General features: G+C 64.5%; 9 protein-coding genes. 7 read left to right on the plus strand and 2 right to left on the minus strand.

The window, feature by feature from the left end; genetic code table 11:
- The first annotated feature begins 118 nt into the window (after window positions 1–118).
- The 4 genes from H6A15_RS06270 (at window position 119) to H6A15_RS06285 (ending at window position 7,483) form a co-directional block, all read left to right on the plus strand.
- Window positions 119–976, plus strand: coding sequence for an HAD-IIB family hydrolase (locus H6A15_RS06270; protein WP_204672899.1), 858 nt, complete (start codon window positions 119–121; stop codon window positions 974–976).
- A gap of 103 nt (window positions 977–1,079) precedes the next feature.
- Window positions 1,080–1,586, plus strand: coding sequence for a pyridoxamine 5'-phosphate oxidase family protein (locus H6A15_RS06275; RefSeq protein WP_204672900.1), 507 nt, complete (start codon window positions 1,080–1,082; stop codon window positions 1,584–1,586).
- 448 nt (window positions 1,587–2,034) lie between these two features.
- The gene (locus H6A15_RS06280; protein ID WP_342635826.1) at window positions 2,035–2,760 is read left to right on the plus strand and encodes a TetR-like C-terminal domain-containing protein; all 726 of its coding nucleotides are present in this window, start codon (window positions 2,035–2,037) and stop codon (window positions 2,758–2,760) included.
- On the plus strand, window positions 2,753–7,483 hold the full coding sequence (locus tag H6A15_RS06285) for a 2-hydroxyacyl-CoA dehydratase (RefSeq protein WP_239462412.1): 4,731 nt from the start codon (window positions 2,753–2,755) through the stop codon (window positions 7,481–7,483). Before H6A15_RS06280 ends, H6A15_RS06285 begins: the two co-directional genes overlap by 8 nt.
- 122 nt (window positions 7,484–7,605) lie before the next feature.
- Here H6A15_RS06285 and H6A15_RS06290 read toward each other — a convergent pair whose 3' ends face one another.
- Window positions 7,606–7,878, minus strand: coding sequence for an ATP-binding protein (locus H6A15_RS06290; RefSeq protein WP_204672901.1), 273 nt, complete (start codon window positions 7,876–7,878; stop codon window positions 7,606–7,608).
- Between the two features lie 940 nt (window positions 7,879–8,818).
- Entirely contained in the window at window positions 8,819–9,676 is an 858-nt protein-coding gene (locus H6A15_RS06295; RefSeq protein WP_204672902.1) for a type III pantothenate kinase, read from the minus strand.
- A gap of 188 nt (window positions 9,677–9,864) precedes the next feature.
- Here H6A15_RS06295 and H6A15_RS06300 point away from each other — a divergent pair, with 188 nt between their 5' ends.
- From H6A15_RS06300 to lgt, 3 genes are all read left to right on the plus strand, one after another.
- Window positions 9,865–11,565 (plus strand): OPT/YSL family transporter, encoded by a 1,701-nt coding sequence (locus H6A15_RS06300; RefSeq protein WP_204672903.1) that lies wholly within the window; start codon window positions 9,865–9,867, stop codon window positions 11,563–11,565.
- A gap of 183 nt (window positions 11,566–11,748) precedes the next feature.
- Window positions 11,749–12,033, plus strand: a complete 285-nt coding sequence (locus H6A15_RS06305; protein ID WP_204672904.1) for a NifU family protein — start codon at window positions 11,749–11,751, stop codon at window positions 12,031–12,033.
- A gap of 158 nt (window positions 12,034–12,191) precedes the next feature.
- The gene (gene lgt, locus H6A15_RS06310; RefSeq protein ID WP_204672905.1) at window positions 12,192–13,022 is read left to right on the plus strand and encodes a prolipoprotein diacylglyceryl transferase; all 831 of its coding nucleotides are present in this window, start codon (window positions 12,192–12,194) and stop codon (window positions 13,020–13,022) included.
- The last annotated feature ends 227 nt before the right edge of the window (window positions 13,023–13,249 follow it).

A 13,249-nucleotide genomic window follows, 5' to 3' on the forward strand; every position in this document is an offset into this window, starting at 1 on the left:
TCGACGTCGTCCCGCGATCTTCGCGGCGCAGGCTCATGGGTCTTCCGGTGTTTCCGGCTGCTCGAGCATGGGGCACGGGGGATCCGCGGGCATATTGGGATGAAACGGGAGGATCGCGTTGATCAAGCTCTTCGCGTGCGATTTGGACGGAACGCTGCTCAACTGGCTTCACGCCACAGACAAGGTGATTCTGGACGCGGTGCGTGAAATCACCGATGCCGGGGCGCATATCGCCATCGCGACGGGGCGCACCATGCGCACCGCCTATGACAGCGGCTTCCAGGGCGCCCCCATCGAGCTCCTGGGTTCCAACGGCTCTATCGTGCGCGACCGCGACGGGCATGTGCTCAAGACGTTTCCCATCGACCATGACGTGCTTGAAGACTTGTTGCGCGCGTTTCCAACGGTGTGCTTTGAATGCGTCGCACCTGACGGCACCTTCGTCACGGGTTCGCAGGAGCAGCGCGAGGAGGGCTTTCGCAACCGCAGCCTCATGCGCCGCATCATCATGCGCGGCATGAGGGGTACGAGCTCGGAGCAGGAGTACATGTGGTTCAACCAGACGGCTGACCAGGTGCTCGAGCACGAGATATGCAAGATCAACTGTCACGTGCTCGATCCCGTCCTCAACCGCGAGCTCGCGTCCTATCTGGCGGAGAATACCGACAAGCTCGTCGACGCGCCGTTTGCCCCGACGATGTTCGAGATTTCCGCGTGCGACGTGAACAAGGGCGCGGGCGTGGCGTGGCTCGCCCAATACCTGGGCATCTCTGAGGATGAGGTGGCTGTCTACGGCGACGGCGGCAACGATATCCGCATGCTTGAGCGTTTCGAGCACGCCTATGCGCCCAAAAACGCGAGCGACGCCGCAAAGCGCGCCGCGGGCACCGTCATCGGCAGCAACGTGTTCCACGCCGTTCCAAAACACATGCTCCGTACCGTGCGCGACCAGCGTTCCCGCACAGTGATCGCCTAAGTCGTTCTCCCGCGCTTGCGAAAGGCCGTGTCGTCCTCTGCCGAGGGCTCGAGCCGTGCTATCATCGTGTTACAACTTGTTCGAACATGAAGGAGACACGCACATGATTCGATCCGACCGCGAAATCACCGACCGTTCCGAGCAGCTTGCCATCATCGATGCCTGCGATGTGTGTCGGGTGGCTCTCAACGGCGACGACGGATATCCCTACATCATCCCGCTCAACTTCGGGGTCGATGTCGAAGATGGCCAGGTGTATCTCTACTTCCACAGCGCGAGGCGCGGCAAGAAGCTCGACCTCATCAAGCAGGATGCTCGCGCCACCTTCGAGGTGGATTGCGACCACGAGCTCATCTTCTACGATGAGCGCATGAGCTGCACCATGGAATATCGCAGCGTCATCGGGCATGGTTCCATCGAGATTCTCCCCGAGGAGGAGAAGAAGCGCGGGCTTGACATACTCATGCGCCACTACCATGCCGAAGACTTTCCCTACAGCGAGAAGCCCATTCCGATGACGACGGTCTGGCGTCTCAAGGTCGAGGGCATGACGGGCAAGCACCGCGACAACAATCACCCCGGCGAGCGCCGCTGGACCCCGGCGCGCTAGCCGACTGCCCCCGCTGCACAGATTGACAACGAGTCGAGGCGGCCTTGCCATCAAGCGGGGCCGCCTCGCCGTACCCGCCGAAATCGAGCCCTCATGGCAGTCGAGGGCCCTCAGCCTGCCCGGCAAGAGAAATCATTTCGCTTTTCCGACATTTTTTGGCACCATGCCGAGTAGACAGCCACTGTTTCAAAATAAAACCCCAGGTAGAAGCTTTGCCGATTTTTCGGCTACTTGGCTGGTACGAGCAAAATGTCGGAAAAGCGAAACGATTTGCACCCGGGCAGCTTCCCGAGCCCTTGCTGTCGAACGGTCGCGTCCCGGAAAGGCATGTGGTGAAGAGATGCGGCTCGTGTAAAGCTTTCTTGATACGTTCTGAGAACAGAATATATTGCACGGTCTGTGCAATAATGCACGCTGAGTGTAGAAATCTCGCATCAAGGAGGGATGTGTGACGAAACCAGCCGCTTCCGTCAAGGTGGATCGGCGCAGCCTGCGCACGCAGCTCATGCTGCGTGACGCCCTTGCTGATGCCCTCAACGACGGAGAAGACCTTACGCGCGTCACCGTGGCGGGCCTCACCGATAAGGCCGGACTTACGCGGCGCACGTTCTACACCCATTTCAAGGACATTCCGGATTTTGTCGAACAGGTCGAGAGCAACATTCTCGCTGCCATTCGAGAGCGCATCGATGCCGTCGTGGCGACAGACCTCACCTCGCTCTACGAGAACATCGACGAGCTCGAGCCTGCTCCCGGGTCGGTGGAGCTGCTTTCGTACCTCAAGCGGAACGGCCGCATCATCGGCGCGCTTCTGGGCCCCGGGGGAGACCTGGCATTTGCGCAGCGCATCTGCGCCATTGCGTGCGAGGCGGTCGAGGGACGCATGAAGACGGGCATTTTCCCCGGTGCGCTGGGAACGTTTTTCAACTACTACCTGTCGTATGTGGTCTCGGCCGAGATAGGCATTGTGCAGCGCTGGTTCGCCACCGGCCTCGTAGAGAGCCCCGAGACCATGGCGCGCCTCATGACGGTGATCGCCTTCGTGCGCCCGGGCGATCTCTATGGCAAGCCGATTGACATCAACGTGCCCGAGTACGGCATGAAACTCCTGGGGCTCAACGTTCGCGCGCCCCGCACCGCTCAAACCGATACCAGGGAGGATATCGATGGTTAAGATTCCTGTGACCGACGCTTTGGACGAGCAGCCCGTCTGCGGCGCCTGCGGCGAAGACGCCCCTTCGGCGGCATCCGGGGAAGGCGCGCCCGCCCGCTCAGAGGTCCCCGAGGGGGCGATCTGGAACCCCGAGGCAAACTACGGCACGCTGCACCTGGGCATCGACGTCGGTTCCACCACGGTGAAGCTCGCCGTGCTCAACGACGACAACGCAATCGTCTACGCCAAGTACCAGCGCCACCACACCGACGTCCGCGCCTGCGCGCGCGACCTGTTCGCCGGTGCGGTAGGTCTTCTCAAGAACCAGCCCATGACCTGCGCCATTACCGGCTCGGGTGGCCTTCTGCTCTCCCAGTGGCTGGGGCTCGAGTTCGTTCAGGAGGTCATTGCGAGCAAGCGCGCCGTCGAGACCCTGATCCCCGAGACCGACGTGGCCATCGAGCTGGGTGGCGAGGATGCGAAGATCATCTACTTCGACCAGGGCATCGAGCAGCGCATGAACGGCACGTGCGCCGGCGGCACGGGTGCGTTCATCGACCAGATGGCGACCTTGCTGCACACCGACGCCTCGGGCCTGAACGAACTCGCGCGCGGCGCGACCACCATCTATCCCATCGCGAGCCGCTGCGGCGTGTTTGCGAAGTCAGACGTGCAGCCGCTTCTGAACGAGGGCGCGCGCCAGGAGGACGTGGCTGCCTCGATCTTCCAGGCCGTGGTGACCCAGACCATCTCGGGCCTTGCATGCGGGCGTCCCATCCGCGGCAACGTCGCCTTCTTGGGAGGCCCGCTCCAGTACCTCTCGGAGCTGCGCCGCCGCTTCTATATCACGCTCGAGCTCGACGAGGCGCATCGCATCGTGCCCGAGAACGCGCACCTGTTTGTGGCCTCCGGCGCCGCCATGGCGCATGAGTCCACAAAGCTCGCAACGTTCCCGCAGCTCATTGCCGCGATCGATGCGCTCGGCGACACCCAGGGCTCCGAGGTGGCGCGCTTGGACCCGCTGTTTGCCACCCAAGAGGACTATCAGGAGTTCAAGCAGCGCCACGACCAGGAGGTCGTGCCGCGCGGCGACCTCGAACATTATCGGGGGCGCGTGTTCATCGGCCTCGATGCCGGCTCCACCACCATGAAGGCGGCGCTCGTGGGCGAGGACGGCCAGCTGCTCTATACCTGGTACGGCAATAACAACGGCGACATCCTCGGCACGGCCAAGACCATCATGGCTGATTTCTACGCGCATATCCCCGCCGGTTGCACCATCGGACATGTGACCACCACGGGCTACGGCGAGGCGTTGCTCATCGAGGCGCTCAAGGCCGACTCGGGCGAGATCGAGACCGTGGCGCACCTGCGCGGCGCCAAGGCGTTCTTGCCGGGCGTTCAGTTCATCCTCGACATCGGCGGCCAGGACATGAAGTGCCTGCGCGTCGCCGATGGCGTGATCGAGCACATCATGCTCAACGAGGCATGCTCGTCGGGCTGCGGCTCGTTTATCGAAAGCTTTGCCGTGTCCATGGACATGGGGGTCGAGGAGTTCGCGCGCGAGGCCATCGGCGCCCGCCAGCCCGTCGACCTCGGCAGCCGCTGCACCGTCTTCATGAACTCGCGCGTGAAGCAGGCGCAGAAGGAGGGCGCCACGGTGGGCGACATCGCGGCCGGCCTGTCCTACTCCGTCATCAAGAACGCCCTCTTCAAGGTCATCAAGCTGCGCGACTCCAAGGAGATCGGCACCCAGGTGATCGTCCAGGGCGGCACCTTCATGAGCGATGCGACGCTGCGCGCCTTTGAGCTGCTCACCGGCGTGAACGCCGTGCGCCCGGATATCGCGGGCTGCATGGGCGCATACGGCGCGGCCCTCCTCGCGCGCGACCGCGCCGGCGCCCATGGCGTCTCCACCATATTGTCCGCCGACGAGATCGCCGCGCTCACGGTGACCCAGCGCCATGCTCGCTGCGGGCGCTGCTCGAACAACTGCCAGCTCACCATCAACGACTTCGGTGGCGGGCGCCGCTTCATCACAGGCAACCGCTGCGAGAAGGGCGCGGGCAACCATGCGAAGAAGCAGGAGGTTCCCAATCTCTTTGCCGAGAAGAACAAGCTGCTCTTCGACCGCCCGGCGCTCTCGGAGCAGGATGCGCCGCGCGGCACGGTGGGAATCCCGCGCGCCCTGAACATGTATGAGAACTATCCGTTCTGGCATACCTTCTTCACGAAGCTCGGCTTCGCCGTGGTGCTCTCGGACGACTCGAGCAAGAAGACCTACGACGCAGGCATCGAGTCCATGCCGTCCGAATCTGTGTGCTATCCGGCCAAGCTCAGCCACGGCCATGTGATGAACCTCATCGACAAGGGCGTCGATTTCATCTGGATGCCGTGCATCCGGTGGGAGCGCAAGGAAGATCCCGCGGCGGGCAACTGCTACAACTGCCCGATCGTCATGAGCTATCCCACGGCGCTGGGCCTCAACATCGACGAGATCGCCGAGCAGAAGATCGAGTTCATGTATCCCTTCGTGCCCTATCACGACAAGGTCGAGCTCAAGCGCAGGCTGTACGAGCTGATCGCCGTCGAGCGCATGCGCGACGCTGAGGAGGGGCGCGGTCGCGTGCGCGGCCCCAAGATCACGCGCTCAGAGATCGACGCCGCCGTGAACGCCGCCTACGAGGAGGACGCTCGCTTCCACGAGCAGATCCAGACCAAGGGCGAGGAGGCCATCCGGTGGCTCGAGGAGCACGGCGGACATGGCATCGTGCTTGCCGGCCGCCCCTACCATAACGACCCCGAGATCAACCACGCCCTGCCCGAACTCATCACGAGCTTTGGCTTCGCGGTTCTGACCGAGGATTCGGTGGCGCATCTCGTGAAGCCCGACCGCCCCATCCGCGTGGTGGACCAGTGGATGTTCCACAGCCGCCTGTACCGTGCCGCCAAGCTGGTGACCCTGCGCAACGATCTTGACCTCATCCAGCTGAACTCCTTCGGTTGCGGCCTGGACGCGCTTACGACCGACCAGGTGCAGGAGATCCTCGAGGGCTCTGGCAAGATCTACACCGTCCTCAAGATCGACGAGGTCTCAAACCTGGGCGCCGCGCGCATTCGCATCCGTTCGCTCATGGCGGCCCTGAAGGACCAGGAGGCCGAGCGCGCCGCCGAGGCGGCCCGCGCCGGCAAGGCCTTCGAGCAGGGCGACGCCGCCCCGGTGGCGCCCAGCGAGGACGCTCCCGCCTTTGCCACGCACAAGTACGCGCTTTCGGCACAGCGCCGCGCCAACTCGGCGGCCTTCCCCAAGGTGCAGTTCACCGAGGAGATGCGCGAGGCGGGCTATACCATCCTTTGCCCGCAGATGGCGCCCATCCACTTCGATCTGGTGAAGGAGGTCATGAAGGCGGCGGGCTACAACTTTGTGCTGCTGCCCTCAACCGACCGCGGCGCCGTCGAGGCGGGCCTGCGCTACGTGAACAACGACATCTGCTACCCGTCGATCCTTGTCACGGGCCAGATCATGGAGGCCATCGAGAGCGGCAAGTATGACCTCGACCGCACGGCCGTGATCATCTCGCAGACGGGCGGCGGCTGCCGCGCCACCAACTACATCGCGCTCATCCGAAAGGCGCTGCGCGAGAGCGGAAACCCCCAGGTGCCGGTGATCAGCCTCGCCGCGGTGAAGCTCGATGAGCAGAACCCCGGCTTCAAGTTCACGGTGCCGCTGCTCAAGGCTGCCGTGTATTGCGTGCTGTTTGGCGACGTGATGATGCAGATGCTCTATCGCACGCGTCCCTACGAGGCGACCCCGGGCGCCGCCAACGCGCTCTTCGAGCAGTATATGGACCGCGCTCGCAAGCTGGCGCCCAAGTTCACGCGCCGCAGCTTCACCAGGCTCGCGCGCGAGGCGATTCATGCGTTCGACACCATGCCGCTGGTGGGCGAGGGGACCAAGCCGCGCGTAGGCGTGGTCGGCGAGATCCTCGTCAAGTTCCATCCGACGGCGAACAACCATGTCGTCGAAGTCATCGAGAACGAGGGCTGCGAGGCCGTGGTGCCGGGGCTCCTGGACTTCTTCCTGTACTCCATGTCGAACGCCAAGGTGCAGAAGGACGAGCTGGGAAGCTCGGCCACGTCGCGCGCCACGATGGACGCGGTAATCGGTTTGGTGGACTGGATGCGCAAGCCGGTGGACGACCTCCTCGAGCGCAGCGCGCGCTTCGAGCGCCCCGAGCCGATCTCTGCCATGGCGGAGAAGGCCACGAAGGTGCTCAGCCTCTGCAACAACATGGGCGAGGGGTGGCTGCTGACGGCAGAGATGCTCGACCTGATCGATCACGGCGCGCCGAACATCATCTGCACCCAGCCGTTTGCATGCCTGCCGAACCACGTCGTGGGCAAGGCGGTGATCAAGGAGCTGCGCCGCCAGCACCCCGAGAGCAATATCGTCGCCGTGGACTACGATCCGGGCGCCTCGGAGGTGAATCAGCTCAACCGCATCAAGCTCATGATCTCGGTGGCGAAGGAGAACCTGCGCGCCGGCAAGGGCTTCAAGATGCAGAGCGTGAAGCCGCTTGCCATGGATATGGACGACAGCAAGTTCCGCCCGCATCACGAGGAGGGCACGGACCCGCTTGCGGCCGCGTCGCAGGGCTCGTGCGCGGCGTGCGGCGCCGTGAGCGACGAGGCCGTAGCCGCGGTTGCCGAGCGCATCGGCCAAGGGGTCGGAGGGGACGAGTAGCGAGGCCTGAGGGCGTCGCTTCGAGACCGCTGCCTGCCGAGAGCGCCGGACGCCTTCCCGCCTATAGCGTGTTTCGGGGCCGCCCGCGTCATGCGGGTGGCCCCGATCGCTTGGGTGGCAACCTATCGCGCGAGGGGCAGCGTCACGACGATCTCCAGGTCGTCGCCGACCTTTTTGGCGCGGATCTTTCCACCGTGCCGCTCGGTGACCGACCGTGCGATGGACAGGTCGATGCCGTAGCCGCCCGTGCCCCGCTCGCGGGAAGGGTCGGGGCGATAGAACCGCTCGAAGAGGCGGTCGGTCTCGGATGCATCGAGTCCCACGCAGGGATTGCGAACGGTGAGCTCCGCGTCGCGTCGTGCCCGCGTGAGCATGAGGGAGACGCCGCCCGCCACGGCCGCCGAGATGACCGCGAGGTTGCGGATGGACTGCAGCTGTACGAAGCAATCGACGATGACGACGGTCTTCGATCCGTCGTCATCGCTATAGGCGCGATAGCGATACTGGCCCCAGTACCCGCTCTCGCGGCTGCGGGCGAGGATGTCTTGGGCGGTCTGTTCGGCGGAGTCGCGGCCGCCGGACGCGATGTGGTCGGCATCGACCGATTCGATCGAGCCCGCAGACGAGAAAGCGCCTTCATACCTGCGCTTCCTCGCCGTCAGGTTCCGCGTCGTTCTCTTCGGGCCTGTCGAGCAGGATGTATCCGCGCCCGCGGCTCGCCTCGATCCGGCAGCGCGAATGGATGCTCCTGTCGCCGGATATATGCCCCGTCCGACGCGTTGCGTCTGGGGGAGGGTCGGGTCGGAGCATGCGGATAGGGTATGAGAGAAGCCTTAATCGAACCTAAAACCGCTGGTACATATAGAAAAATGAACAGGTTGCGCAGACATCCCCAGCGGGCATCTCGACGCGCGCCGCTTCGTCATGGGGCGCGTGTGCGGACTGGGCCTTTGGTTTGCGAGCCGTGCCGTGCGGGTGCGTTCTAGACGGCCCTGTGGTCGATAACGATGTGCTCTGGGTAAACGGCGTGCATCGCATGCCCTGCCATGGTCAAGCTTGATGTTCCCTGGGCAGAAAGCAGGCGGCTGAAGCCCCGTCCTGGTCGATATCGGTGTCATCTGGGCAGTGAAGCGGAGCGCGGTGATGGGCGAGCTGGGCAATTCGATCGCCATGGTGTCCAGCGGGCGCAATTCTTGACCACCGAGACCTCAAAAGCGAACAGGAGGTGCCCAGCGTTCGAGGAAATTGACCATGGGGACCAGTCGGGCGTGCCGCAGGTCCCGCAACGACCCAGGGAAGTTGCGGGCCCGCGCCCTTCGGTGGGGGCGGCGCTTCCTAGCGTTGGTTGGACTGCCACAGGAGCGCGAGGCCGCGGAGCGTCAGGGCGTCGTCGACGATGACGGGGCGGCGCAGCAGCGTGGCGATGGCGGCCGCGTGCTCGCCGGTAAGGATGACGGGCACGTCCGCCTGGGCGTCGCGGGACGCATGCGCGTCGCCCTGCCTGCCGGCGCGGCCCTTATCTCCTGCGCCTGCGAGCTCGTCGAGCACGGCGTCGAGGAGGCCGTCGATGCGCGCCGCCTCGCCGAGGACCACGCCTGATTGCATGGCCTCGCGCGTCGACCGCCCGAGCACGCGACCGGGGGCGCGGAGCTCGATGATGGGTAGGCGGGCTGCCGCCTCGGCAAGCGAACGGGCACCAAGCGCCACGCCGGGCGCGATGATCCCGCCGTAAAAGGATCCCGTCTGGTCGATCGCCTCAAAGTTGGTGGTGGTGCCCAGGTCGACCACCACCGCCGGGGCGCCGTATGCCGCGCGCGCCGCCACGACGTCTGCGATGCGGTCCGGTCCGACTTCGGAGGGGTCGTTGAAGCGCAGCTTGATGCCTGAGCGAAGGCCGGGCCCCACGGTGAGGGGCCGCGTGGGGGCTACGGCGGCGAGCGCGCGCTGCCAGACATCGGTCAGCGTGGGCACGACGCAGGCGAGGATGGCGCCCTCGAGGGGGGCGTCCTGAGGGACGGGCAGCTCCGAGAGCACCTGCTTCAGCTGGATGCGTGCCTCGTCGGCCGTAAGGGGCGTGTGCGTGGTGACCTCGCACGACCCCAGAAGCGTCACCTCGGATGACGGACTTGCTGCGTCAAGCAGGCCAAATCGAGTCGTTGTGTTGCCGATATCCAAGGCAAGTACCGTAGCCACGCGACCTCCTCAGTGCGTCAGATGCCTCCAATGTTGCATGTTGCCGGCATCACGGGGCACGATGCGCCGGAAAAGCGAGAATGCGCAGGCGTCGTCGCCGAAATCCTCGCCGTAGATTATACTGTACGCGCTTTGCCGTAACCCGACTCCCCGCGAAGGGGGAGCGGATATACGAAGGAGAATAGAACATGCATCAGGCTAGCGACCGCGCGGCGCTGCGCGGGCAGCTTTCGGTTGCCGGTATCCTTATCGGCTGCGTCGGCTGCGTCATCATCACGGCTTCTTCGGTCTACACCGCCCTCAAGATGGGGTCTCTGCCGTGGCCCACCATCTTTACGTCCATCACCGCCCTCGTTCTGTTGCGGGCGGCGGGCCGCACCAGCCTCAACGAGGCAAACATCACCCAAGTCATCATGTCGGCAGGCTCCATGGTTGCGGGAGGCGTCGCCTTCACCATCCCGGGCGTATGGATGCTCGGGCTCGCCGATTCGGTGAGCTTCGGCGAGATGCTTGCGGTGGCGCTCGCCGGCACGTTGCTCGGCCTGGTGTGCACGGCGCTCATCCAGCGGCATTTCGTGGAGGAATCCGACCTTGAATACCCCATCGGAACCGCGGCTGCCGAGACGCTTCTGGCGAGTCGGGCGGGCGGCTCCATGGGCAAGAAGCTCTTCGGGTCCATGGTGCTGGCGGGACTGTGGTGCATCGCCCGCGACGTCTTGGCGCTCATGCCCTCGCTGGTGGCGCAGGTCCCCGTTCCAGGGGTTGCGTTCGGCATCCAAAACTCCCCGATGCGCTGGGCGGTAGGCTTTCTCGCCGGCCGTCGCTCGATCATCTACTGGGCCATCGGCGCCGTCTTGGGATGGTTCGGTATCGTCGCCGGTGGAAATGCGCTCGGCGTGTGGGATATCTCGACCGCCCAGGGTGTCGTCAGCAGCCTCGGAATGGGCCTTATGATGGGCTCGGGCGCGGGCGTTGTCGTGCGCGACATCGTGATGCCCATGGTTCGCCGTGCGAGCGCCTCTCGCGATCTTGCCGCCTCTCCTTCTGAAGGCGTGCGTGAAGGGCGGACGGCCCGGGACGGCTTCCTCTCCCGGTTCATCTCCCGTTACGACGCCGGCGTTCTCGCCCTCATGGCCGCCTCCGCCGCGCTCATCGTCTGCTTCGTCCTCGGGCTGGGGCCCGTGGTGGCGATCGCCGTGACGCTGCTCGCCTTTGTTACGGCGATCATGAGCGCACAGTCCGTCGGCCAGTCCGGCATCGATCCCATGGAGATCTTCGGCCTCATCGTGCTGCTGTTCGTCGCCGCCTTTTCCGAGGCGACCCAGGTGCAGCTCTTCTTCGTGGCGGGCGTCATCGCGGTGGCATGCGGGCTTGCCGGAGACGTCATGAGCGACTTCAAGACCGGCCAGATCATCGGGACCAGTCCGCGCTCTATGTGGTTTGGCCAGGCGATCGGCGCGCTTCTGGGCACGTTCGTCGCGGTCGCGGTCATGGTCGCGCTCGTTTCGGCATACGGGCCGGGCGCCTTCGGTGGGCAGGATGCGATGTTCGTCGCGGCCCAGGCCCAGGTGGTGGCGACCATGGTCTCGGGCATTCCGAGCGTCCCCGCATTCGTCGTCGGCCTTGTTGCCGGCGCGGTCCTCTACTGCCTGGGCATCCCGTCCATGATGCTTGGCCTTGGCGTCTACCTGCCATTTTATATGTCTATCTCGACCGTGCTCGGAGCGGTTGTGCGCTGGGCGTACGATCGCGTCTGCGCCTCGCGCGGCATGGACCGGGAGGCTGCGGAGGAGACTGGCGTAGTGGTCGCCTCTGGCGTGCTGGGAGGCGAATCCATCGTCGGCGTGGTCATCGCCTTTGCTACGGTTGCGGCGGGTCTTATGGGCTAGCGTGCGCACGTGTGCGATTTCGCCCATGTTGTGCGCAGGCGCTGGTTTTGGCAGGGCGCGGCGAGAGGTTTGGGTACCATGGCTCAGGGGTCCGAATATAGTATGATGTGCGGATGGTCCCATATAACTCTTGCGTGCCTCTCACGCTCGTCGCGACGAGGCGCTTAATCGAAAGGAGCCCAGGTGGCAGTCAACGAAGAGCTTCTGAAGCGGGTCCTCGACGAGATTCGTCCCAATCTGCAGGCCGATGGCGGCGACATGTCCTACGTGGGCGTCGACGACGAGGGCGTGGTTTCGCTCGAGCTGCTCGGCCACTGCGCCGGCTGCCCCATGAGCCAGCTGACGCTCTCCATGGGCATCGAGCGCGTTCTTAAGGAGCATGTGCCCGGCGTTACCCGCGTCGTTGCCGTGAACGAGCTCGGGCAGAACCCCATGGAGGACCTCTACGACGAGTACACCCCGTTCTAAGCATCGGATGGGGCGCTCGTGGAGCTGGCCTCTAGCTCCGAGGACCTCGGGCGACACCACAATCTGCTGCATAAGATGCTGCGCATGACCGGATGGCGGCGATACGAAGGCGTGTCGTCGCCATCGGTTGCATCCACAGGCAGCCAAAGGAGGGCATAGTGCTCAACGACCTGTATCACAGCTTGGACCCGGTGGCGTTTTCCGCCGGACCGATCACGATCTATTGGTACGGCATCGCCTATATCGTGGGCGCCGCCCTTACCGGCGTGGTCATGTATCGAACGCAGAAGCGCTGGGGTTTCCACATCTCCATGGACGACCTCTGGACGGTCGTTACGTGCGTCGTCTTCGGCCTGCTTATCGGGGCACGCCTGTTTTACCTCGTGTTTTATGGTAGGGGGCTTGAATACTACCTCTCAAATCCGCTCGAGATCATCGCTGTCAACCACGGCGGCATGAGTTTCCACGGAGGGCTCGTGGGGGGTATCGCGGGAGGCGCCATCGCGTGCCGCATGCTCGGGCTTTCGTTTTGGACCCTTGCCGACCTTGCGGTGATCGGCGCGCCGCTCGCGCTGTGCCTGGGACGCTGCGCCAACTTTGTCAACGGCGAGCTGTGGGGCAAGCCGACCGATTTGCCTTGGGGCGTCGTCTTCGAGACGGGCGGCGATGTCGCGCGCCATCCGTCCCAGCTCTACGAGGCCTTTCTCGAAGGCATCGTGCTCTTTGCAATTCTTCAGGTGCTCAGCCGCCGCAAGAACCTACCTCCTCAGGGCTTTTTCCTGGGCGTGTTCGTGACGGGTTACGGAATCGTCCGCTTTTTGGTGGAGTTTGTCCGGGTGCCGGATGCACAGCTGGGATATATCTGGGGCGGCGTCATCACCATGGGGCAGATTCTCTCGCTGCCGCTCATCGTTGTGGGAATCGCCCTGCTTGCATGGTCGCTGCACGCGCGACGTCCCCAGCGCGACTACCTTGATGCCGCCGCGTGACGCCAAGAGCCTTAACATATCGGGGGAGAAACCGTGGCAATGGGAAAACGTGCGCCACGGTTGTCGGGCGTTGGCCTTAAGGTAGTAGCCGCGTCTGACGAGTCGTGAGACGTAGGACATCGCCGGCGCCGGACGTGCCCGATATCGGATGGGGCATGGGCGACGGCGGGCCAAGAAGGGCGTTCGGACGGGGCCGGGCGCAAAGACGAGCGGAATATGCTGCGCCG

Source organism: Enorma phocaeensis (assembly GCF_016901575.1).
Classification (GTDB): domain Bacteria; phylum Actinomycetota; class Coriobacteriia; order Coriobacteriales; family Coriobacteriaceae; genus Limicola; species Limicola phocaeensis_A.

What these genes read in the sequence shown, in the direction of transcription:
- H6A15_RS06275 (WP_204672900.1), top strand. Translation starts at nt 1,080, where the DNA reads ATGATTCGATCCGACCGCGAAATCACCGACCGTTCCGAGCAGCTTGCC.
- H6A15_RS06300 (WP_204672903.1), top strand. Translation starts at nt 9,865, where the DNA reads ATGCATCAGGCTAGCGACCGCGCGGCGCTGCGCGGGCAGCTTTCGGTT.
- H6A15_RS06285 (WP_239462412.1), top strand. Translation starts at nt 2,753, where the DNA reads ATGGTTAAGATTCCTGTGACCGACGCTTTGGACGAGCAGCCCGTCTGC.